This window comes from Bacteroides sp. NSJ-39, from assembly GCF_014287315.1.
GTDB classification, from domain to species: Bacteria; Bacteroidota; Bacteroidia; order Bacteroidales; family Bacteroidaceae; genus Bacteroides; species Bacteroides finegoldii.
Map to the genome: position 1 here is coordinate 102,325 of NZ_JACOOB010000006.1, position 24,118 is coordinate 126,442.

The 24,118-nt window shown below is 40.4% G+C and carries 19 protein-coding genes, 2 pseudogenes and 1 riboswitch; of the genes and pseudogenes, 12 read left to right on the top strand and 9 right to left on the bottom strand.

The window, feature by feature from the left end; translation table 11 throughout:
• Positions 1–13: 13 nt before the first annotated feature.
• Positions 14–1,138, bottom strand: coding sequence for a DEAD/DEAH box helicase (locus H8S63_RS08990; protein WP_186926545.1), 1,125 nt, complete (start codon positions 1,136–1,138; stop codon positions 14–16).
• 251 nt (positions 1,139–1,389) lie between these two features.
• Positions 1,390–1,689: an RNA-binding protein gene (locus tag H8S63_RS08995; RefSeq protein ID WP_007766506.1), complete on the bottom strand. Its 300-nt coding sequence runs from the start codon at positions 1,687–1,689 to the stop codon at positions 1,390–1,392.
• A gap of 305 nt (positions 1,690–1,994) precedes the next feature.
• Between H8S63_RS08995 and ung the strand changes: the two genes are divergently transcribed.
• From ung to H8S63_RS09010, 3 genes are all read left to right on the top strand, one after another.
• On the top strand, positions 1,995–2,657 hold the full coding sequence (gene ung / locus H8S63_RS09000; RefSeq protein WP_007751285.1) for a uracil-DNA glycosylase: 663 nt from the start codon (positions 1,995–1,997) through the stop codon (positions 2,655–2,657).
• A 31-nt stretch (positions 2,658–2,688) separates the two neighbouring features.
• Entirely contained in the window at positions 2,689–4,344 is a 1,656-nt protein-coding gene (locus H8S63_RS09005; protein WP_186926547.1) for a hypothetical protein, read from the top strand.
• A gap of 162 nt (positions 4,345–4,506) precedes the next feature.
• Positions 4,507–5,769 carry a leucine-rich repeat protein gene (locus tag H8S63_RS09010; RefSeq protein ID WP_186926548.1) on the top strand — a complete coding sequence of 421 codons (1,263 nt, stop codon included), beginning with the start codon at positions 4,507–4,509 and terminating at the stop codon, positions 5,767–5,769.
• Positions 5,770–5,855: 86 nt separating this feature from the next.
• On the opposite strand, the gene H8S63_RS09015 is transcribed toward H8S63_RS09010, so the two are convergent.
• Complete coding sequence (locus H8S63_RS09015) at positions 5,856–6,563, bottom strand: TIGR02757 family protein (protein WP_186926550.1); 708 nt, start codon at positions 6,561–6,563, stop codon at positions 5,856–5,858.
• 282 nt (positions 6,564–6,845) lie between these two features.
• Here H8S63_RS09015 and H8S63_RS09020 point away from each other — a divergent pair, with 282 nt between their 5' ends.
• Positions 6,846–8,156 carry an aspartokinase gene (locus H8S63_RS09020; protein ID WP_186926552.1) on the top strand — a complete coding sequence of 437 codons (1,311 nt, stop codon included), beginning with the start codon at positions 6,846–6,848 and terminating at the stop codon, positions 8,154–8,156.
• Here H8S63_RS09020 and H8S63_RS09025 read toward each other — a convergent pair.
• Positions 8,137–8,772 (bottom strand): annotated as a pseudogene (locus H8S63_RS09025) (urea transporter); the annotation flags it as partial. The gene H8S63_RS09020 and the pseudogene H8S63_RS09025 overlap by 20 nt on opposite strands.
• Before the next feature lie 197 nt (positions 8,773–8,969).
• Complete coding sequence (locus tag H8S63_RS09030) at positions 8,970–9,194, bottom strand: winged helix-turn-helix domain-containing protein (RefSeq protein ID WP_007751301.1); 225 nt, start codon at positions 9,192–9,194, stop codon at positions 8,970–8,972.
• Positions 9,195–9,506: 312 nt separating this feature from the next.
• Here H8S63_RS09030 and H8S63_RS09035 point away from each other — a divergent pair, with 312 nt between their 5' ends.
• The gene (locus H8S63_RS09035) at positions 9,507–10,364 is read left to right on the top strand and encodes a GyrI-like domain-containing protein (RefSeq protein WP_186926553.1); all 858 of its coding nucleotides are present in this window, start codon (positions 9,507–9,509) and stop codon (positions 10,362–10,364) included.
• A 35-nt stretch (positions 10,365–10,399) separates the two neighbouring features.
• Here H8S63_RS09035 and H8S63_RS09040 read toward each other — a convergent pair.
• Positions 10,400–10,717 (bottom strand): annotated as a pseudogene (locus tag H8S63_RS09040) (AraC family transcriptional regulator); the annotation flags it as partial.
• A gap of 7 nt (positions 10,718–10,724) precedes the next feature.
• Positions 10,725–11,594, bottom strand: coding sequence for a hypothetical protein (locus tag H8S63_RS09045; RefSeq protein ID WP_186926555.1), 870 nt, complete (start codon positions 11,592–11,594; stop codon positions 10,725–10,727).
• 1,188 nt (positions 11,595–12,782) lie between these two features.
• Here H8S63_RS09045 and H8S63_RS09050 point away from each other — a divergent pair.
• Both H8S63_RS09050 and pncB read left to right on the top strand, forming a co-directional pair.
• On the top strand, positions 12,783–13,562 hold the full coding sequence (locus H8S63_RS09050; protein WP_154031097.1) for an SDR family NAD(P)-dependent oxidoreductase: 780 nt from the start codon (positions 12,783–12,785) through the stop codon (positions 13,560–13,562).
• A gap of 152 nt (positions 13,563–13,714) precedes the next feature.
• A complete protein-coding gene (gene pncB, locus H8S63_RS09055) occupies positions 13,715–14,890 on the top strand; it encodes a nicotinate phosphoribosyltransferase (RefSeq protein WP_055278417.1) in 1,176 nt (391 codons plus the stop codon).
• Positions 14,891–15,027: 137 nt separating this feature from the next.
• On the opposite strand, the gene H8S63_RS09060 is transcribed toward pncB, so the two are convergent.
• Positions 15,028–15,351 carry a co-chaperone YbbN gene (locus H8S63_RS09060; protein ID WP_186926557.1) on the bottom strand — a complete coding sequence of 108 codons (324 nt, stop codon included), beginning with the start codon at positions 15,349–15,351 and terminating at the stop codon, positions 15,028–15,030.
• A gap of 170 nt (positions 15,352–15,521) precedes the next feature.
• Positions 15,522–15,726, top strand: a riboswitch (cobalamin riboswitch).
• A 131-nt stretch (positions 15,727–15,857) separates the two neighbouring features.
• Here H8S63_RS09060 and accC point away from each other — a divergent pair.
• Genes accC through H8S63_RS09075 form a run of 3 tightly spaced genes read left to right on the top strand, consistent with a single transcriptional unit; the run spans position 15,858 to position 19,457 of the window.
• Entirely contained in the window at positions 15,858–17,369 is a 1,512-nt protein-coding gene (accC, locus tag H8S63_RS09065; RefSeq protein ID WP_186926559.1) for an acetyl-CoA carboxylase biotin carboxylase subunit, read from the top strand.
• Positions 17,370–17,391: 22 nt separating this feature from the next.
• The gene (locus H8S63_RS09070; RefSeq protein WP_004306894.1) at positions 17,392–17,901 is read left to right on the top strand and encodes an acetyl-CoA carboxylase biotin carboxyl carrier protein subunit; all 510 of its coding nucleotides are present in this window, start codon (positions 17,392–17,394) and stop codon (positions 17,899–17,901) included.
• 20 nt (positions 17,902–17,921) lie between these two features.
• Complete coding sequence (locus H8S63_RS09075) at positions 17,922–19,457, top strand: acyl-CoA carboxylase subunit beta (RefSeq protein ID WP_186926561.1); 1,536 nt, start codon at positions 17,922–17,924, stop codon at positions 19,455–19,457.
• Between the two features lie 571 nt (positions 19,458–20,028).
• On the opposite strand, the gene H8S63_RS09080 is transcribed toward H8S63_RS09075, so the two are convergent.
• Positions 20,029–21,027, bottom strand: coding sequence for an N-acetylmuramoyl-L-alanine amidase (locus H8S63_RS09080; RefSeq protein ID WP_186926563.1), 999 nt, complete (start codon positions 21,025–21,027; stop codon positions 20,029–20,031).
• Positions 21,028–21,155: 128 nt separating this feature from the next.
• Here H8S63_RS09080 and H8S63_RS09085 point away from each other — a divergent pair, with 128 nt between their 5' ends.
• Complete coding sequence (locus tag H8S63_RS09085; RefSeq protein WP_007751348.1) at positions 21,156–22,436, top strand: O-acetylhomoserine aminocarboxypropyltransferase/cysteine synthase family protein; 1,281 nt, start codon at positions 21,156–21,158, stop codon at positions 22,434–22,436.
• Positions 22,437–22,622: 186 nt separating this feature from the next.
• A complete protein-coding gene (locus tag H8S63_RS09090) occupies positions 22,623–24,110 on the top strand; it encodes a beta-glycosidase (RefSeq protein WP_186926565.1) in 1,488 nt (495 codons plus the stop codon).
• Positions 24,111–24,118: the final 8 nt, after the last annotated feature.

A 24,118-nucleotide genomic window follows, 5' to 3' on the forward strand; every position in this document is an offset into this window, starting at 1 on the left:
TAATTCGCTGATTTCAAATAGCAAAATCAGCTTTATTCAGTTTCTTTCCTGTCAATTTTTGAATGTCATTAACCAATTTCCGTTCTTCCTGCGAGCAAAACGTAAGTGCTGTACCTTCATTTCCAGCTCTTCCCGTACGACCAATACGATGTACATAAGTTTCGGGAACATCAGGAAGATCATAATTAATAACCAACGGCAATTCATTAATATCAATTCCTCTGGAAGCAATATCGGTAGCCACCATTACTTTCGTCTTCCCCGATTTAAAGTTCCCCAATGCAGACTGTCTCGCTGCTTGGCTTTTGTTTCCGTGAATAGCCTGACTTCCAATCCCTGCCTTACCTAATATTCTAACAATTTTATCAGCATTATGCTTTGTTCGTGAAAAGATGAGCACTGACTGGTCTTCTGCCTTTTGCAGAATCGAAATTAATAGCTGGCTTTTTTCCTTCTTCTCCACAAAATAAATAATTTGCTTGATCGAATCTACTGTTGATGACTTCGGTGTTATATAAATCTTCACCGGATTTTTCAATAACGACTTTGTCAAAGCAATAATACTATCCGGCATTGTTGCTGAAAAAAACAGCGTTTGCTTTTCTTTCGGAAGTTTCGGCAATATTCGCTTGATATCATGTATAAAACCCATATCGAGCATACGATCTGCCTCATCAAGCACAAAATATTCTATATTAGTCAGATGGATATGCCCTTGATTTATCAAATCAAGCAAGCGGCCCGGAGTTGCCACTAAAATATCAATTCCTTTGCGCAACATATCAACCTGCGGACGTTGATTCACACCACCAAAAATAACTCCGTGACGCACACGGGTATATTTTGAATAATCATCAATGCACTCACTGATTTGCAAAGCAAGCTCACGGGTAGGCGTTAATATCAGTGCTTTGATACCCTGACGTTTATCTGTCTCTTTATTTGCCTGCAAATGCTGGATAATAGGAATTGCAAACGAAGCGGTCTTTCCTGTTCCTGTTTGTGCACAACCTAATATATCTCTTTTCGCCAATGCGGCAGGAATTGCTTTTTCCTGAATAGATGTTGGAGCAATATATCCTTTTTCTTCAATTGCTTTTAAAATCGGTTCGATTATATTTAAATCTCTAAATGTCATAAATAGAATTTTTTAAAATTTGTAGTAAAGCCTAATAATTCTTCTTTAGACATGAAAAGATCAGGATTTAGGATATCCTTATTGCACTACACGGAGGAGTGAGAATTAGCAGAACTTAATTGTTTGATGATTTTCTTTTCCGGCTATCCGTTTTTATAAAAGCCTCCGCAGATAAATCATAAAGGCGGATACAAAGACTTTATAGAAAGCAGAAGAAATATAAATTCTTCCGCTTTCCTAAAGTCCGGATATTAATATCTTCTGGAGTTACTATAACCTCCGCGGCTTCCACCGTATGACGGTTTTTCAGCGCGAGGACGTGCAACGCTTACCGAAATAACCTTTTGGTCGTATTCAACGCCGTTTAATTCGTCTATTGCTTTTTGCCCTTCTTCATCACTTGTCATTTCCACGAAAGCGAATCCTCTGGACTTACCGGTTTCTCTATCCATAATAACTTTAGCTGAAGAAACTTCTCCAAACTCTGCAAATAAATTTGTTAAGTCCGCATCATTTGTGCGATAACTTAAACCTGCAATGTAAATGTTCATCTAAAAACTTTTATTAAAATAAATACTAAATTGGAGTGAGGAGGATAATTAAAGAAGAGGACTACTTACTAACATTATATTAAAAGAAGAACTATACGATAACAATTCGTAACTCAAACTCTGCGTACAAAGGTAATGCAATAAATTAAATAAGTACGTTTACATTCATTCTTTTTTATAAGAAAGACGTTTATTATCATTTATTAGCACGCAATTGGTGTCAAATGGAGAAATGCCATAACCTTATTCTTGATATTTTATCACAATATGCCTACCTTTGTCATTGTACAATTTTTCAGTAACCAATGAATGTCAAAATAGAAGAAAGTTGGAGACAACAATTACAGGAAGAATTCAACAAACCATACTTTGAAAAGCTGGTTGCATTCGTCAAAAGTGAATATGAACGGGCACATATCCTTCCTCTCGGACATCAAATATTCCATGTATTCAATTCCTGCCCTTTCGAGAAAGTCAAAGTCGTTATTCTTGGACAAGATCCATACCCCAATCCGGGACAATATTATGGAATCTGCTTTTCCGTTCCGGATGGAGTAACCATTCCCGGATCATTAGCCAATATTTTTAAAGAAATAAATCAAGACTTGGGAAAGCCAATCCCTACCTCCGGCAATTTGGACCGTTGGGTAACACAAGGGGTATTTCCCATGAATTCCGTTCTTACCGTACGTGCACACGAAACAGGTTCACACCGAAATATGGGATGGGAAATATTCACAGACGCAGTTATCAGAAAGTTAAGTGATAAACGAGAAAATCTAGTTTTCATGCTTTGGGGAAGTTACGCAAAAGAGAAACGATCCTTGATAGATACCAACAAGCATCTAGTATTGACAACTGTTCATCCATCTCCCCGTTCAGCGGAATATGGTTTCTTTGGCTGCAAACATTTTAGCAAAGCGAACGCTTTCTTACAGAGCAAGGGAATAAAGGAGATAAATTGGTAAATATATGATCCCCTAAACTACAATTTACAGAATGAAAAGTAAGATAATACTTAAAATATTGATAATTTTCTCTTTTACAGGATGCTATAACAGAGAGCAAAATTCCCTCCTTAATGAAGCGGAAGCTTTGTTGCAAAATAAGCCGGACAGTGCTTTGAGTATATTACAGCAATTTACACCAGGAAGCCAACAAGCGGAACAGGCCAAATACGCTTTACTTTATTCTGCCGCTTTGGATCAGAACCATATCAAAATAACAAGTGACTCCCTTATCCGAAAAGCTTGGAATTACTATAAGCATCATCCGAAAGATTTGCGTAACCAATGCACAACTCTCTATTATTGGGGACGTATCAAATTACGTGCAAATGATAAAGCTGGAGCACTACGCCTTTTTCTAGAGATTGAGAAAAAGTTGAAAGATACTAATGAGCCCTATTATAAAGGACTCTTATATAGCCAGATCGGTGAAGTATATTATGCACAGATGAACTATAACCGGGCTTATCATTATTTCCGGGAATCTCGGAATAACTTCCGTCAATCCGAAAATCTACGTGAAGAAACAGAAGCTACACTTGATATGGCTGCTGCTACTTACCACTCAAAGGATGTTGAGAAAGCAATACGACTCTACTCCTCCGCACTTGATTTGGCTGATGAGCAAAAAAGTGATAAACTGGCCAAATCCAGTCTGACCAACCTAGCTTCTCTCTATGTAATATCCGGAAAGAAACAAATACCTCATGACCTATTGCTACGAATTGAACTTTCCGCACGAAAAGATACATTATACGGTTATCATACACTGGTTGATGTGCAACTTCTAAAGAATCACATGGACAGTGCACGTCATTATCTAAAACTGGCAGAAACACATACAACCGACATTCGTGACATGGCAAATTTATACTATACTGCTTATCGGATCGAAGCTCAATCCAAAAACTTTGAAAAAGCAACAGAAAATATACACCGCTACATATATCTGACTGATTCCCTGACGCGCTCGAATATGCAATTTTCTGCCGGTATGGTCGAACGAGAGTATTTCCAGGAACAATCGGCTTTCGCGGAATATCGCATGAAAAATCGTACTATTCTAGAGATTTCATCCATAATTATAGTCATTCTGTTGTCAGGTATAGCTTGGTACATAATCCGACAACGTATGCGTCTACAACGTGAACGCACAGATCGCTACCTACTATTGGTAGAAGAAGCTAATTCCGAATATAAAGCTTTGACAGAACGCATGGAGGGACAGCGCAATACCGAAAATCACTTGAAAGGATTGATCGCCTCCCGTTTCGACATCATCGATAAACTAGGCAAGACCTACTATGAGCGGGAGAACACTTCGTCACAGCAAGCTGCCATGTTCCAAGAAGTAAAACAAATCATCACAGACTTTTCAGAAAACGGAGAAATGTTGCAAGAACTAGAACTAATTGTTAATACCTGCCATGATAATGCCATGCAAAAACTACGGAATGATTTTCCTGCAATGAAGGAAACAGACATACGGTTACTTTGTTACATCTTTGTCGGCTTCTCACCACAAGTTATCAGTCTGTTTATGAAAGATACAGTAGCCAATGTCTACGCCCGCAAATCACGTCTAAAGTCACGCATAAAATCTGCGGAAACAGCCAACAAAGACCTGTTTCTATCACTTTTTGAATAGTCGTTAGGCTAGTGTTAGAAAATTCAAGCATCCATTCCTACAAACAACTGAATATCAGAGTTTACCAATCAAGAGTGTTAGAAATGCGAGACTGCATTGTAACTCTGAAAAGGTAAAATCTCGCTACTTTTGCAAGCGGAAAACTTGTAAAAGAAGAAAATTATGAAAAAGATTGTTATGTTATTAAATCTCATGCTTTTTATGGTAGCATGCGGAAAAGAAAGTGATGAATATAAAAACAATTCACCATCCATTGGGCAATCATCCGATATATCGGAGGCTTTGCTCGAAAGTTTCTCAATAGAACAGCTTCCCGAAAAAACGATCTATACGCTAGGTGAAAAGATTGATTTAACCGGAATTAAAGTGATAGGCAATTACGATGACGGTCAACGACGACCTGTAAATGTAACTTTGGAACAAATCAGCGGCTTTTCCTCTTCAACTCCCGTTGAAAAACAAGAGGTTACAGTTACCATAGAGGGGAAGCAAAAGACATTTACTGTGCAAATAGCCCCTATACGTATAGAAAATGGTGTATTAACGGAAGTAGTGAACGGTTATGAAACAATCACGTTGCCCAATCATGTAAAATCAATTGCGAAAAAAGTGTTTTATGGTAGAAAAATAAGTAAAGTAATACTCAATGAAGGACTTGTGGCTATCGGAGAAGAAGCTTTCTTCAATTCAAGCATTCAAGAAATCGTTTTTCCTTCAACTTTAGAAAAACTTGAAGCAGACATATTTTACTATTGTAAGAACTTGAAGAGTGTAGACCTAAGTCAGACAAAGATCACCACACTTCCTGCCAGCACATTCTTTTTCTCTGGTATTGAAGAAATTAAACTGCCTCTAACACTAAAGGAAATCGGAGCACAAGCGTTTCTTGGAACTTCAAAGCTGAGAACAATTGAAATCCCTGAAAATGTAAAGATAATCGGGATAGAAGCTTTTCGTGAGAGTGGTATTACAATAGCAAAATTACCAAACGGAATTATAACTTTAGAAGGCAGAGCTTTCTACCATTGCCCGGAATTAACAGAAGTACTAACTTACGGATCTGTTGTCAGTGACACCCCTGACGCCATAATCAAAGCATGCTGTTTTGAAGGATGTCCACAATTAACTCACTTTGAAATTCCACAAAGCATCCGGATATTAGGCCAAGGGCTACTCGGTGGCAACCAAAAAGTGACTCATCTGACCATTCCTTCGAATGTCATCCAAATCAATTTCTCAGCATTCGATAATACAGGTATTCAGGAAGTGAAAGTAGAAGCAACAACTCCACCACAAGTATTTGAAAAGGTATGGTACGGATTTCCTAAAAACATAGCAACCATTCGTGTTCCTTCCGGAACAGCGGAAAAATATAAATCGGCAAATGGATGGGAAGAATTTAAAGACAAAATAAGAACGTTCTAATATTTCTTTCTTCGATTATAACTGAAAGGTAAGTACCTAAACCCTTACTTTTTCTGTTATAATCGATTTTTACATTACCGACTGATTTATATTTCCCCATTTACTCCTAACCCAAACAATGCAAAATCTCCCAAACAAGGATCATCAGGAAATACCTCTGCCAAAGCAACAGTAATCTGACGGGCATTCTTCAAAGAGAAAGTTTCCGAATCCGTCAAATTTAAATAATGAGCTACCCGGCAAACATGTGTATCTAAAGGAACGATCAGATCTTTCTGGTCGAAACTATCCCAGATCCCAAAATCAACTTCCGAATCCCGACGAATCATCCAACGCAAAAACATATTCAGTTTTTTCTGTGGATTTTTTGCAGAAACCTCAAGAAAAGCACATAACTTTTCCATCGGTATTCCGGTATACACATTTAAAGCTTCCTCTAAACTGTCAAAGCAGGAGTAAGCTGTATACAAACGCTGAAAATATCCATAAAAATCATCATATGACAGCATTCGATAAAAACTATTCTTCGCTCCCGCAGGGAAATCGTCCTTCCAACGGCATGATAATACATATCGGTAAGGCGAATCTCCCATTAATCCATGTAACTCCTCTGCTTTCTTCCGTATCTGCTTACGATTACCAAAACTCATTATTGCCGTCAGCAGACCGCTAATTTCAATGTCCTGTTTCAGTGTGTAACGATGAGGGAACTGCACCGGATCACTTTCTATAAAACCGGCACAATGATAAATTTCCGCACACATCAATAGCTTGTTCTTTATATCTTCAGTCATTTCAAAAAAAGGTATCAATCATTAAAGATGCAAAAATACATATTCTAATTCTATTTTCACTCCAAATATAAAACTGACATATCTTTTAGATTATGGTATAATATTGGCATATTAACCATAGGAAGGAACAACTTTCCCAATAACGAGATCGTGATTAACAATCTTATTTTTAAATATTTGCAATATTCAAAGTAACTAAAAAGCTCAATAGAAGCTTTCTATTTTGAAAAAAAGCATTCCATTTTGAAAAAAGATTAGCAACCAATAAAATACCAGATAACGATGAAAGTTTGTAAATTTGAAAAAATAAAGAACGAGGAAGAGATAATACGGATTATTGATTGTATTCGAAACGAACATCCTCATGTAGTAGTAATTCCAACAGCAATACCTCTACAGAAATGGCTGCAAAAAATTTCTGCCAGCTGGTTTCACCATGAAGACGAAACTTCACATTCTATTATCAATACAATAGAAGAATATTACTATACATTAGCAGATCATCTTATCACAAGTAATAAACTTAACAAAGACATAAATGTACTTATCCAAAAATACTGTAATAATATCCACAACTTAGTGGAAGGAAAAGCTGATTTACTTATAGATAAAATAATAAAAGCTGAAATATACCGACTATTTAGCCATTTATTTACTTATTGCCTACGTGAACAAGGTATAAATGCCAAGTTACTCGACACCAGCATATTTATGCAACTCAATCTTGAACGAAAGCCTGACATTCCCTATATCCAGGAAAATATCCGACCATATATAGAGCAAAATCAGGATACTGAAATATTCATAGCTCCTCTCTCCTTATGCCAGAACGTATATGGTGAAATAGATTTTGTTAACAAAAAATACAATGATTATTACACTATCATATTGGCTACGGTCTTTAATGCAAATGAAGTCCTCTTATCAACAGAAATCAATCATATCTGTGCAAATCTAAATAACCAGCGCGAACAGCACTCTCTGACTTATGCAGAAGCCGAACAACTGATAAATAATGGTGCATATTTACTTTATGCAGATTGTATCACTCTTGCAGCACATTCAAATATAGCCATCCGCCTGATAGATACCAATGATACGACAACCGAAAAGCTATATATTTCTTCCCATGATACGAAAAACAATATAAAAGCGATACTTGTACAAGATTCGGTCACCCTCGTTCGTTTTACCTCATTGAATGTACTCCCCGACTATTTACTGATGGGTAAACTACTGGAAGTTATAGGCAAATATAAAATCAAAATTATTTCTATGGCCTCATCCAATATATCCGTTTCCATGATCCTAGCCGCCAGCCGTGACACATTGCGCATCATTCAGAGAGAACTACACAAATATGTAAAAATGACTACCGATGAGAATATGTCCGTAATACATGTTATAGGCTCCCTTCATTGGAAACACAAACAGATAGAAAGCAGTATTATAGAAACAATCAAAGATATTCCCATATCCCTAATCGCTTATGGCAGTAATGACCACTGTTTGACTATATCAGTCCATACTACCGACAAAAACAAAGTCATCCGTTTATTATCACAACAATTTTTCAGGCAACTTTCCGCTTAGCAGGAAACAGGGTAAGCAACATATACCGTATTCCTACCGTAATCCATACGGAAAAAACAAACGGAGCAGTCAGTGTAGTAATTCCGACATCCATTCCCAAAAGTTGAAGAAAAACAGATAATAACACGGAGAATACGGCATACACTCCCCCGCTCCATGTCTTGTCTCCCAAAGCGATAGCGCATAACACACCATTATATCCCATTAGCCCTGCATTCAATACCGCAGATTCGACTCCTGCCAACAGAGCTACAGGAATAGGCAACAATGCTCCCAACACCGTATAGACAGCATTCACACGAGAATTAACCAAAATACCTAAAAGAAAAAACAGACCTGTCAATACAGCGCCACCTTGGAACATCACTTGTCCAATATTCAGGCTAAACGACTGTAAGAAAGCGAATGCTTGCGTTCCCGCAGTATTTTCGGATTTCAATAGTAAAGAAGGAAACCAGCAAGAACAGACAAACAGTAATATCCATACAGACAGAATAAAAGGAGCCGTAAATCCGGAGATAAAACGTTGCAAACTAAAAAGCCGTACAATCCACGTGGATAGGCAAGAAACAACAATCAATAATAGCAAGGAAGGCAAAGTTATCGACATAAAAAGTATATATATTTTATCTATCACACATAATAAACAGACATTTTTATACATTCATTATACAAAGAGTTGCCCTATTATTGAGCAACTCTTTTAAATATAAAACTTCTTAAGTTCAAACTTAACTTGTGATACCTTATACGGACATATTCTTACTTATAAGTTAACGGAACTTCAAAGATATTCACTCACAAAACCTACTATTATCCAAAGCTGAAGGGAAAAGTGCTTTCATCAGATAAAGCAATTAATCCATTTTTCCGTTGGATACAAATTTTGTTCTCTCGTGCCAACCAACCGGCAGCCAATGCTGTACTTTCTACGCTTAGGTTTAATCTTCTCGCCAATTCAGGTATTGAAATTTCACCAATTTCTTTCAGGGCATACCAGACCTTTCCGGCATTGTTCCCTACAATTGTTTTATCCATGGCTATTTTTATTAATAATTCGGTTACAATATAATCATTTTCAATAATAGTTTATAACAAAACCTGCTTTTTTATTTTAGTTTTTGACATTATTTAAAACAAGAAAATCAATTTCGCAATTAACGGTTAAAAATTTGGTCATGGTTCACACCATAACACCACTGTAAGGTACATTATATATCAAAATAAATTCTCAAAACAGGTATAGGGCAACCATAGAAAGAAAATAGAAAGTTGACATTTCCGCAATATCGGACAAGTCATTTCGTTTTTTTACCAATACCTTTGCGAAGTGAAATACCAAAATTAGTTATGCAACAGAAAAAAACAACGAAAGAGGAATATCAAAAGTGCGTAAATGTTGTAGTGGAATACATTATCCAACATTTAGGAGAAGATATTGATTTAAAATCTCTGGCCAGAATTTCAAACTTTTCTCCTTTTTACTTTCACCGGATCATGAAAGCTTTTCTCGGTGAACCGATTGGTACGTTTATTGTCCGGACGCGGACAGAAGCTGCCGCACGCCTACTCCGCTACTCGGATATTCCGATTGCTGACATCGCCTACCGGATTGGTTACGCATCCCCTTCTTCATTATCGAAAGTATTCAAGCAATTTTATGGCATTTCACCTTTAGAATATAGAAACAATAAAAACTTTGTAATTATGAAACCAGCGATTATCAGGCCAGACCTGGAACTAAAAAAAGAGATCAGAAATGTCTCGGAACGGAATGTGATTTATATCCGCCTTACAGGCGACTACAAACTGAATGATTACGGTGGCACTTGGGGCCGTTTATTCCAATTCATCAAAGAACAAAAACTGCCGATGGGAGATTTCAGCCCGCTTTGCATCTACCACGATGATCCGAAAGTGACGCTAGCCGAAAAACTGCGTACAGACGTATGCATGGTAATGCCTGTAAAGGTTGCCCCCAAAAGTGATGTGGGATTCAAGGTTATCCCAGCCGGGCGTTATGCTATTTTCCTTTATAAAGGCCCGTATGACAATCTGCAAGCTGTGTACGATACGATTTACGGAAAGTATCTGCCCGAAATGGAATGTACGATACGTGATGAAGCCAGTGCTGAACGCTATCTGAACAATCCATGTGACACTCCCCCCGAAGAGTTGTTGACGGAGATCTATATTCCGGTAGAATAATCCGGATAAGGGGACGAAGGAACAGCAGTCACTTCCAGACAGGCTGTTTCCGACAAATGAGAAATGTTGATTTGCGGCCGGAGGTTTATTTCATGAAAGACAGCAGACATCCGCTTGAGATTATACTCAGGAAGAGTGTATAAACGACGAAGAAAAAACTGTTCTATCAACCGAATACAAACTGCATTATCAGAAGTATCCGTGACCTGTTTCACTAAATCCGACAGTTCTACATCTTCCATCGCATCGGTATCTACAGTCTGCCCGCGGAACAAATGACTGGGTATGTGAAACAATGCTTTTACCGCATAAGGTTGAAAAACAACAGTAATCATCTCTATCCTGCCTGTAGACAATTCTTTAGATAACGGAAAGTCCATATTCGTAGGCTTCCGACATCGCATTGTAATCTGCATCGGAATATGCGCCTTTATCTCTTGCTTTCTGCATATCTTTCATAAACGATTCCACAGAAGACAGGAAGCTATAATAATTCTTTTGCTCTTCATCATAGCCTGTGACAGCAGGAAGTTTCTTTGCAGCTTCGAGTTCTTTCTTCAATTCTGCCATCTTCACATCAATGCGAGCACCCTCCAGTACATGTTTGCGGGAATAAAGATTCATTATGCTTTGCACAGTGCCGGACATCTTACGCATAGCCATGATTTGATCTTTCAACGGTTCGTCGGCAAGAAGATCTTTTTCAGCCTGTTCCGTGAGAGGGCTTAGAATATCAAAAATCACTTGTTTATATTCGGACATTTCTACACTTAGCCGATAGTTTTCATCCAAGAGCTTGCCAGCCTTGGCTGTCTCTTTGACCTGCTTGTAAGAGAGAAACTTATTAAAATTATCATAGAATTGCGCCCGTGCACTGAAAAGTCCTCTATAACTCTGCTTCAGATTCTGACGGACTTGTATATTAAAGTAATCTCCCGGATCCATCAATTCCGCAGTGTCTCTGGCAGATACTTCAGGCGGTGCTATCGGAGATACTTCAGGAACTTTTCCTGTCTGTTCCATATATCCCAAGACCGCATTTACGTCTTTTGCATTAGCTATATGCCTCAACACGATGAGCGATGTATGATAATAGTTTATCACTTTACTGGCATTATCCAATTCCTCCGGAGTGACGGAGGACGCAGCCTGTTTCTTGTTTCCTCCCGAACAGGAAACCAATAAGAAAGCACCTATCAGTGCTCCAAACAATAAGATATTCTTCTTCATAATAATGGTTAGTTTATTGAGTCTTTCGTACTATAACAATAAAAATCGTTTTTTGTTATAGACAAACAATGCATATTCGAAAAGTGTAGTGGAGAGATTTAAGATGCTGTTGACTATGATTAAGGAATAAACAATCATAGTGTATAAAAACAAAAAATGGCTACTCATCACGAGCAACCAATCTTTTGTTAACCTTAAATCTAATACTTATGAAAAAACACTGTACAAAGGTACCATATTTCAGGTAAATAGCAAATTTTAGAGCCTAAACAGCCCATATTATAACAGGGTTTAATAATCCGGGAAGCGTATTAACATTTCAGACTTTACACGTTAACATTTAACATATTCATTCACACAAGTTACTTCTTGGGTAAGTAAGAATAATCCGAAGATGATATCGTAAAGGAACGGGAGGTGAAAAGCCTGCGGGATAACCAATATTCGTTGTTTTGATGAATCAATCCGAAATTCCGGTTGTTTTCTGTTTGTTTCTTTTTCGTACTAGGTTTTGAATTAAACAATGATAGCCTTCCTATTCCTATTGATTTCTATGGGCATTCTTTTATAATCGATTCACTATTTAGACTCATTTCATTCGTTACTTTTACTTCGTATAACTATAGTGTACTTTGCGTATGACTATAGTTATACGCAAAGTACACTATAGTTATTCTTGCGGAATACTATAGTCATACGCAAAAAGAATAAGTAACACGGCTAATCTGATTAGGCAGAAAAAGAAATAAAAATAGTATTTGGCTCCTTCCCGCACCGTATAGAGCTCAAACCGATTTTTCAGACTGATCCATTTAATCTCTTCGGTCTGCAGTTGACTTACAGGCATAAAAAAAGGCTATCTATCCCAGACAGCCAATCTTTTGTTAACCTTAAATCTAATACTATGAAAAACACAGTACAAAGATACGGACTTTCCGGTTATCTCCAAATTTTGAGACCAAAGCAGCGTACCTTATAACATGGTTTAATAGAATCAGAGCTGTATTAACAAATAAGAGTCCAGGCATTAACATTTAACAGTTTTCTTAAATAATCAGAGCGTAAAACTGGAAAAGATGCAAAAGTTTTCGAATCGAACACCTTATCTTATTAAAGAGAGTTTATGAGGGCTAACAAATTCCTCTGCCAGCTGTTTCTAATAGAAGGTAATCATCAAATTCCCATTATATGAACAGATTCGAAAATAAAGTAGTTGTCATCACTGGTGCCGCCAGTGGTATCGGCGAAGCAACCACACGCCGCATTGTCTCCGAAGGAGGCAAAGTAGTCATCGCTGACCATTCCGAGAAAAGAGCGGAGCAGCTTGCCAACGAACTCACGCACGCAGGGGCCGACGTGCGTCATGTCTATTTCTCCGCCACCGAACTCCAAAGTTGCAAAGAGTTGATTGATTTTTCCATGAATGAATATCAAAGAATAGACGTACTGATTAATAATGTAGGAGGAACTGATCCCAAACGTGACCTTAGCATCGAGAAGCTGGACATCAACTACTTTGACGAAGCATTCCATCTGAATCTCTGCTGCACGATGTATCTTTCCCAACAGGTCATTCCTATCATGACTGCCAATGGTGGCGGAAACATTGTCAACGTAGCTTCCATAAGCGGACTTACGGCTGATGCCAACGGTACTTTATACGGCGCCAGCAAAGCGGGTGTCATCAACCTGACGAAATATATCGCTACTCAAATGGGAAAGAAAAACATCCGTTGCAACGCCGTAGCTCCGGGGCTGGTACTTACTCCCGCTGCATTGGACAACCTGAATGAGGATGTACGTAATATCTTCCTCGGTCAATGTGCCACTCCTTATCTGGGAGAACCGGAGGATGTTGCAGCTACCATCGCTTTTTTGGCTTCGAACGATGCCAGATACATCACCGGACAAACGATTGTGGTGGATGGCGGACTGACCGTCCATAATCCGACAGTGGCGTTATCATAAAACAACCGGACACCGTATTATCGGTAAAGATGACAGGTTATTAACCGGCAACCATTACAAAAAATAATCTCTTTTTCCTTGATGTTACCGATAGGAAACATATCTTTGTGACCAACTAAAACGTATGGAGATTAGAATAAAGAACGAATGTCATGATTGTTAAGACATTACTAGATACCGATCTTTATAAGTTTACCACATCGTATGCTTATATCAAACTGTTTCCCTATGCAATGGGCACGTTTAGTTTCAACGACCGGAATGAAACTCAATATACCGAAGATTTCCTGAAGGCACTCAAGGCAGAGATCAAGAATCTTAGTCAGTTGAGGTTTACGGAAGAGGAGCTGGAATATATGACGAAAAACTGCAGATTCCTTCCGAGAGTCTACTGGGAGTGGTTGTCTTCTTTTCGTTTCGATCCGAATAAGATTGATATTCATCTGGATGAAGCTTGTCATCTCCACATCGAAGTGACTGACTTGCTTTATAAAGTGACTTTATACGAAGTGCCTTTGCTCGCGATTGTCTCTGAAATCAAAAACCGTTTCTTTGGCAATATAGCAGACATGAACGAGATTCTTTGCAAGCTGTCGGAGAAAATAGAATTATCGAATCAACATCAGCTCCGCTTTTCCGAATTCGGCACACGGAGAAGATTCTCCATTGATGTGCAGGAAACGGTTATCAAGAAGCTGAACGAAACAGCGCAATATTGCACCGGAACTTCCAACTGTAACTTTGCAATGAAATATGGAATGAAAATGATGGGAACTCATCCACATGAATGGTTTATGTTTCACGGAGCACAGTTCGGATATAAACATGCCAACTATATGGCACTCGAAAACTGGGTGAATGTTTATGACGGTGATTTAGGTATCGCACTTTCCGATACATATACTTCCGGCATCTTCCTTAGCAACCTTAGCCGTAAACAAGCCAAACTTTTCGATGGAGTGCGGTGTGATTCCGGCAATGAATTTGAGTTTATCGATAAGCTGGTTGCCCGCTACAAAGAGTTGGGAATCGACGCGACAACCAAAACCATCGTATTCAGCAATGCCCTAGACTTTACAAAAGCATTGGATATTCAAGAATACTGCAAAAACAAAATCCGCTGCTCTTTCGGGATCGGTACCAATCTCACCAACGATACCGGGTTCGAACCTTCGAACATCGTGATGAAACTGACACAATGTAAGATGAATGTCAATCAGGAATGGAGGGAATGTATCAAACTGTCTGATGATGAAGGAAAACATACCGGCAGCCTTGAAGAGGTACAGGCTTGCCTGTATGAGTTACGGCTCAACAGAAAGCAATAAAAATAAAGAAAAGCAGGAAGTACCTCACCGGAGAATACTTTCTGCTTTTCTTTATGCATATTAGAAGTATGCCAGACAAAGACATACCAGCATAGAATCAGCTACGCATATCATTGTAACAAACTATGCAATAATCGTCAGGATTTGAATCCTTTCACTGCTCTTTCCAATCTTTCCAAAGGTAATTCGCCGGATTGTCTCCAGAGCTGTTGTCCTTTTCTAAAAAGAATAAAGGTAGGAGTCGACTCAACTGTATAGAAATCTGTAAGGGCAGGTTCCTGATCAATGTCTACCAATACCACTTCCAATGTTCCTTCCATCAGTTTCTTAAATTCTTCAACAACCGGTTTCATACGTTGGCAATGAGGACACCACGTTGCATAAAACTCTGCCATTACCCAATCACCGTTAGCCAGTTTCTCCTGATTTCTTTCTTCACAAGCTATTTTCTTTTCTTTCATACGAATATCTCCTTTTAATTAATTACTATCAACCTAACAATATCAGGAGAAATATAGTTTAGAAAAGTAGCAAGGTTATACACTAATTAAAGAATCCTTATTTAAAGATAAGCATTGCACAAAAATGAAACTTTCGTGCAAAAAAGGAACATCTTATTTAATATTTATTTATCTTTGCCCCCCGAAATGGTTCAGAATCCGTATCCAACGGACGACGATTAATAGGGAATCGGGTGTAAGTCCCGGACAGTCCCGCTGCTGTGAAGCTCTGTTCAATGTCTTATAATTGAACTAATTTAACGCCACTGATGTTAATCGGGAAGGCAAATAAGACAAGAGTCAGTCAGAAGACCTGCCATTTTGTGTAAGACGCTCCCCTCCTCGTGGGTTAGGAGAAAGAGCATCACTTGTTAAGCCCCAAATCAAAAAAATACTGTTTTTCGTCGGGTGGAGTATGTCCATTAGATGGGAAGACATTAATAAGTATGTACTTAATTGAAAAAAGTATGATAAAAAAAATCTTAGTAGCCAATCGCGGTGAAATTGCCGTAAGGGTGATGCGTTCCTGCCGGGAAATGGAGATAACGAGTATCGCTATCTTCTCCGAAGCAGACCGGACCGCGAAGCATGTGCTTTATGCAGACGAAGCTTATTGCGTAGGGTCGGCAGCATCCAAAGAGAGTTATCTGAATATAGAAAAAATCATCGAAGTGGCGAAAGCAGCTCATGCGGACGCCATCCATCCGGGTTACGGCTTCTTGTCCGAGAATGCTACCTTCGCCCGTCGATGTCAGGAAGAAGGAATCATCTTTATCGGACCCAATCCGGAAACAATGGAAGCCATGGGGGATAAAATTGCTGCCCGTATCAAAATGATCGAGGCGGGAGTACCCGTTGTTCCCGGCACACAAGACAACCTGAAAAGCGTGGAAGAAGCCATAGAGCTTTGCAATAAAATCGGCTATCCGGTGATGCTGAAAGCGTCTATGGGCGGTGGCGGAAAGGGTATGCGCCTCATCCACAATGCCGAAGAAGTAGAAGAAGCTTATACCACTGCCAAGAGCGAATCGTTGTCTTCCTTTGGTGACGACACGGTTTATCTGGAGAAGTTCGTTGAAGAGCCTCATCACATCGAGTTCCAGATTCTTGGTGACAAGCATGGAAATGTCATTCATCTGTGCGAACGCGAATGTTCCGTGCAACGCCGTAACCAGAAAATCGTGGAAGAGACTCCTTCGGTTTTCGTCACTCCCGAACTGCGGAAAGATATGGGTGAAAAGGCGGTAGCTGCAGCTAAAGCGGTGAACTATATCGGTGCGGGTACTATCGAATTTCTCGTTGACAAACACCGCAACTATTATTTCCTTGAGATGAACACCCGTTTACAGGTGGAGCATCCGATTACGGAAGAAGTAGTAGGTGTAGACCTTGTGAAAGAACAGATCAAAGTGGCGGACAACCAAGTACTCCAGCTGAAACAGGAAGATATCAAACAACGCGGACACGCCATCGAATGCCGTATTTGTGCCGAAGACACTGAAATGAACTTCATGCCAAGTCCCGGAATTATCAAACAGATTACGGAGCCGAACGGTATCGGTGTGCGCATTGACAGCTACGTGTACGAAGGATACGAGATACCCATCTATTATGACCCGATGATCGGCAAACTGATCGTATGGGCCACCAACCGCGATTATGCCATCGAACGCATGCGCCGCGTGCTCCACGAATATAAGTTGACCGGAGTGAAGAACAACATCAGTTATCTGCGTGCCATCATGGACACTCCCGATTTTGTGAAAGGGCACTACGACACAGGATTCATTGCCAAGAATGGCGAACACTTGAAACAATGTATCATGCGCACCAGCGAACGTGCTGAAAACATTGCCATGATTGCCGCATACATAGATTACCTGATGAATCTCGAAGAGAACAAAGGTGATGCAACGGATAACCGTCCTATCAGCAAATGGAAAGAGTTCGGACTGCACAAGGGAGTGTTGAGAATCTAATTTTAACAAAAAGAATTCAATTATGGAAATTCATATAGGAAACCGTGTGGCCGAAGTAGAGTTGGTCAGCAAGGAAGATAACAAGGTGGTGCTTACCATTGATGGAAAACCGTTTGAAGCAGATGTAGTGATGGCGGAAAACGGCACTTGCAACATCTTGATGGACGGACGCAGTTCGAATGCACAGCTGATTCGCCGTGATAACGGGAAAAGCTATAAAGTGAATACGCATTATAGCAGTTTCAATGTAGAAATTGTGGACAGCCAAGCGAAATATTTGCGGATGCGCAAGAAAGGGGAAGAGGAACAGAACGACTGCATCATTTCTCCGATGCCGGGCAAGGTAGTGAAAATACCTGTTGTAGTCGGTCAGGAAATGAAAGCGGGAGATACTGCCATCGTTATCGAAGCAATGAAGATGCAGAGCAACTACAAAGTGACTTCGGATTGCCGCATTAAAGAAATTCTGGTTCAAGAAGGTGATAGCATAACCGGCGAACAGACATTAATAACATTAGAACCGATTGCATAATAATAAGAACGGATTGCATTATGGAAGAAATGAATAAAGCATACGCCACGTTCGAGGAACGTGACCGCATCGCTTCTCTTGGTGGAGGCGTTGATAAAATAGAGAAGCAACATGAAAGCGGTAAAATGACTGCTCGCGAACGTATCGAGATGCTGCTCGATAAGGGTACTTTCGTTGAACTGGATAAGTTGATGGTTCACCGTTGTACGAACTACGGTATGGATAAGAACAAAATTCCGGGAGATGGTATCGTGTCCGGTTATGGAAAGGTAGACGGTCGCCAGGTGTTTGTTTACGCTTATGACTTTACAGTATATGGCGGCTCACTGTCAGCTTCCAATGCCAAAAAGATTGTGAAAGTACAACAACTTGCATTGAAGAACGGTGCCCCGATTATCGCTTTGAATGATTCGGGCGGTGCACGTATTCAGGAAGGGATCGAGAGCCTTTCCGGTTATGCTGATATTTTCTATCAGAACACAATGGCCAGCGGTGTGATTCCACAGATTTCGGCAATCCTGGGTCCTTGCGCTGGAGGTGCCTGCTACTCTCCTGCCCTGACCGATTTCATCTTTATGGTGAAAGAAAAAAGTCATATGTTTGTGACTGGTCCGGATGTAGTAAAAGCTGTGATTCATGAGGAAGTAAGTAAAGAAGAGCTGGGTGGCGCAATGACACATAGCAGCAAAAGCGGTGTGACTCACTTTATGTGCAATACCGAAGAAGAATTGCTGATGAGCATCCGTGAACTGCTTTCTTTCTTACCGCAGAATAATATGGATGAAGCTAAGAAAAAACCTTGCACTGACGAAACAAACCGCGAAGATACTTCTCTGGATACAATCGTTCCGGTAGATCCGAACGTTCCGTATGATATGAAAGATATTATCGAGCGAGTGGTAGACAACGGCTATTTCTTTGAAGTCATGCCGAACTTCGCCAAAAATATCATTATCGGTTTTGCTCGTCTGGCAGGACGTTCGGTAGGCATTGTCGCCAATCAACCCGCCTACCTTGCCGGAGTACTTGATATTGACGCCAGTGACAAAGCAAGTCGTTTTATCCGTTTCTGCGACTGTTTCAATATTCCATTGATTACATTCGAAGATGTTCCGGGATTCCTTCCGGGATATACGCAGGAAAACAACGGTATCATCCGTCACGGCGCAAAAATAGTTTATGCGTTCGCAGAAGCTACTGTTCCCAAACTGACTGTTATTACCCGCAAAGCTTACGGCGGCGCTTATATCGTAATGAACTCCAAGCAGACCGGAGCTGACGTAAACTTCGCTTATCCAAGTGCCGAAATCGCAGTGATGGGAGCAGACGGTGCTATCAATATCTTGTTCCGTAAGGCTGACGAAGCAACGAAAGCTAAAGAGCTGGAAGCTTACAAAGAAAAATTCGCAACTCCTTATCAAGCTGCCGAATTGGGATATATTGACGAAATCATTTATCCGAGACAGACTCGTAAACGTCTGATTCAGGCACTGGAGATGACAGAAAATAAGATGCAGACAAATCCGCCTAAGAAACACGGTAATATGCCCTTATAACAACTAGATAAGGTGCTGCAAGACAGCACCAGCCCAACGGACTTACGGAATATCCTACTATCATATCAGGACTTTCGTAAGTCCGTTTTTTTCCCGAAAGGTTCTTTCCGACCAATACCAAAAAACGGCACCTCGATTCACATCGCAGCACCGTCACAACACAAACACAAAATAAAACACGACAAAACTACTATGCAATCTTCCTGTTATGCCGGGGAGGCATATCTTGCTTGACTTATCTATATTCGCATACCCATAAGAAGCTTTATCAGGCGATTTGCATTATTATAACAAACAGTTATATGTTTTGTTCATGAGAAATCAAAAAAAATAAGGGAACACAACCGGACATTACTAAAAAACGGTACTCCGATTCACATCGCAGCACCGTCACAACACAAACACAAAATAAAACACGACAAAACTACTATGCAATCTTCCTGTTATGCCGGGGAGGCATATCTTGCTTGACTTATCTATATTCGCATACCCATAAGAAGCTTTATCAGGTGATTTGCATTATTAAAACAAACAGTTATATGTTTTGTTCATAAAAAACATACTCTTCTACTTATTTTTTCTCTTTATAATCCTTTAAAAAGCCATCCATCAGCCATTTAGCCAATGCCTGTCGGTTGGAATTTATCACTAACCGGCGTTGATCGAAAGTATTTTGAATATTGCCCAACTCCACAAAGACAGAAACGGGAGTGGTACGGGAAAGCACATACAGATTACGGCCACTCACAGTGCCGGAAAAGCCCCGGTTGGGCTGATGCTTATCATATTTCGATTCAAATGTATCTTTCATATTATTCGCCAACCGTTTGCTATGCGCTTTCTTGTTCGAATGATAGAAAAAGACATCAGTTTGCTTTCCCTTGCTTCGACTATCCACATGGATAAAGATAGCCCTGCAATAGGCATAGTTTTTACGGTCTTTCTGATATAAAGCGTTGATCTTATTGCAACGCTGCTGAAGACGTTGTACCTGATTCAATGGAATCGGATCCCCCATACAAGTTTCGCGCTTACTGTTGGACAGATACGATTCATCACGAATTCCATCCTTAGCGTCCTGAATGATAATACGCACATCAGCACCTTCCTGCATCAGAACACGCGCCAGACGAAGAGCAATATCATATGCATATTCGTCTTCGTGAAGCTCATGCCTTCCTGCCCGTCCGATAGCTCCGGGATCGGGACCGCCATGTCCGCTGACCACATAGAAACAAGCACCGGCAAGACGATTGGAAGTAACCTTGACATTTGCCAATTCCTTACCAAACAAAGGCTCGTTAATAGTAGTTCCCAAATTTGCGTTTTTTGATTTCTCTTTGGGAGGAATAATATAACTCACCCCTACTTTAAGTACATTCTTTTTCCCCAGTTTCTTTTTATTCAGCTCTATAAAATCATCCATATATTTTTGGGGAGAACGATTATGTCTCAATAAAAAAGCAGAGATACCCTCACCCGCCTTCGGGGTCGCTTTCTGCTGCGCCCAAAGTGCTGTTCCTGAGAAAAGAAAAGCTAAGAATAAAAGAATATAGAGTTTATTTTTCATATCTGCACAATTATCTCCTTCATGTGACTATCATTTCACTCATAAACAGGGCAAAAATACAATTATTTTCCCTACTTTTGCGCCATTAAAACATTTTTTGGAATAAATCACTAAAACCCGATAACATTATGGCAAAACAATTCAAGCCCGAAACCCTGTGCGTACAGGCAGGGTGGACGCCTAAAAAGGGCGAACCACGCGTATTGCCCATCTATCAAAGTACAACTTTCAAATATGATACCAGCGAACAAATGGCCCGCCTTTTCGATTTGGAAGATAGCGGTTACTTTTATACACGACTGCAAAATCCGACAAATGACGCTGTTGCCGCCAAGATTGCCGCTCTCGAAGGTGGTGTAGCCGCCATGTTGACTTCCAGTGGTCAGGCAGCCAACTTTTATGCCATTTTCAATATTTGCCAGGCCGGAGATCATTTTGTTTGTTCTTCCGCTATTTACGGCGGTACTTTCAACCTGTTCGGTGTGACAATGAAAAAACTAGGCATAGACGTTACTTTCGTCAATCCGGACGCCAGCGAAGAAGAAATTTCCGCAGCCTTCCAACCAAATACAAAAGCATTGTTCGGTGAAACTATTTCCAATCCTTCTCTCGAAGTGCTGGATATTGAGAAATTCGCCCGTATCGCTCACAATCACGGAGTACCTTTGATTGTGGATAATACTTTCCCTACCCCCATCAACTGTCGCCCGTTCGAATGGGGTGCCGACATCGTTGTTCACTCCACAACCAAATATATGGACGGACACGCTACCAGCGTAGGCGGTTGTGTAATTGACAGCGGTAACTTCGACTGGGACGCTCATGCAGACAAATTTCCGGGCCTTTGTACCCCTGACGAATCCTACCACGGACTGACTTATACCAAAGCATTTGGCAAAGGCGCTTATATAACCAAAGCTACCGCGCAACTGATGCGTGACTTGGGCAGCATCCAAAGCCCGCAAAATTCATTCTTATTGAATCTGGGACTCGAAACACTGCACCTCCGTATGCCACAGCATTGCCGCAATGCACAGAAAGTAGCCGAATACCTTTCCAAGAACGAGAAAGTGGCTTGGGTCAATTACTGTGGCCTGCCGGATAACAAATATTACGCTTTGGCACAAAAATATATGCCGAACGGTTCTTGTGGAGTAATCTCCTTCGGCCTGAAAGGGGGACGCGATGTTTCCATCAAGTTTATGGATTCACTGGAATTCATTGCTATCGTCACTCACGTTGCCGATGCACGTAGTTGCGTGCTTCATCCTGCAAGCCACACACATCGTCAGTTGTCGGACGAGCAGTTGATGGAAGCAGGTGTACGGCCTGACCTAATTCGTCTGTCCGTAGGAATCGAAAACGCAGATGATATCATCGCGGATATTGAACAGGCATTGAACGCATAAACATACCTAACAACCTAAAAATGAGTGGGTGTCAGAATTAAAACCAGCAATTGTCGGCTTTAATTCTGACACCTGCTCTTTTTGTTACATCAGTCGTAGTATCTGTTACATATTTGTTCCTCCATACCCCTCTTCTTTTTTACCTTTGTCACCAGTCAACTAATAAATAACACTTTGAATAAAGACATGAGAAACATTGTAAAGAAAACCACTCTGGTAAGTAGTTTAGTCCTCGCACTATCAGCAAACTCCATGTATGCCCAATCTTTCGAATGGATCAGCAGTACGGAAGGTAACACCTGGCAAAAATCGAAAGCCAAGCTACAAACGAATGCCGCACAAACTCCCATATTGGATGTCAGCGGTTCGGAAGAAGGGACTGTTTTCAAAGCTTGGGGAACTTGCTTCAACGAATTAGGATGGGATGCACTCAATATGCTTCCCCGTAAGGAACAGGAAACGATTCTTCACAAACTTTTCTCTCCCGAAGGAGAGCTGAGGTTCACAATGGGGCGCTTTTCCATGAATGCCAACGACTATGCACGTGACTGGTACAGCTGTGACGAAGTGCCCGGTGATTTCCAATTAAAATACTTCAATATCAACCGTGACAAAACAACTTTGATTCCTTTTATCAAAGCCGCCCAACAGTATAATCCCAACATGACTTTCTGGATGTCCCCATGGTCACCCCCTTCATGGATGAAAATCAATCATTACTATTCGGTACGCAGTGACCGTAATCAAAATCAAATGTCTCCCTTGTCGGACGTAGCCCTCTTTGAAGGCAGTAAAGAGAAAAACACGAAGGTTTTCCCGCAACAGCTAGCCGTGAATGATTATTTTATCCAAGACCCACGTTACCTGCAAACCTACGCCAATTACTTTTGCAAATTCATCGATGCTTACAAGCAACAAGGCATTGCCATTTCAATGGTGATGTTCCAAAATGAATCATGGAGCTACACCAACTATCCGGGTTGTGCATGGACGGCAGAAGGTATCATCCGTTTCAACACAGAATATCTCGCTCCTACCCTAAAGAAGCAACATCCGGAAATTAAATTATACTTAGGAACAATCAACACCAACCGCTACGATGTTATCGATCAGGTCCTTTCTGATCCACGTATGCCGGAAACGATACAAGGCGTCGGTTTCCAATGGGAAGGCGGACAGATCTTACCGAAACTCCGTGCCAAATATCCGCAATATAAATATGTACAAACAGAAAGTGAATGCGGATGGGGCTCTTTCGATTGGAAGGCAGCAGAGCATACCTTCGGATTGATGAATCACTATCTGGGTAATGGTTGCGAAGAATATACTTTTTGGAACGCTATATTGTATGATGGTGGTTTCAGCGGATGGGGATGGAAACAAAACGCGCTAATCCATGTAGATTCAAAAGCAGGAACGGCAACCTATACTCCTGAGTATTATGCAGTACAACATTACAGCCATTACATAACGCCCGGTTCAAAAATCTTAGCTTATAAAACCGGCAAAGAAGACAAAACTCCGGTACTTGTCGTTATGACTCCTCAAAAGAAACAAGTGGCTATAGCCGGAAACTTCAACGAAAAAGCGAAAGATATAACCGTTAATTTAGGGAACCGCTATTTAAATATCACTTTACAACCTCATTCACTGAATACTTTCGTAGAAAAATAGGAAAAGAG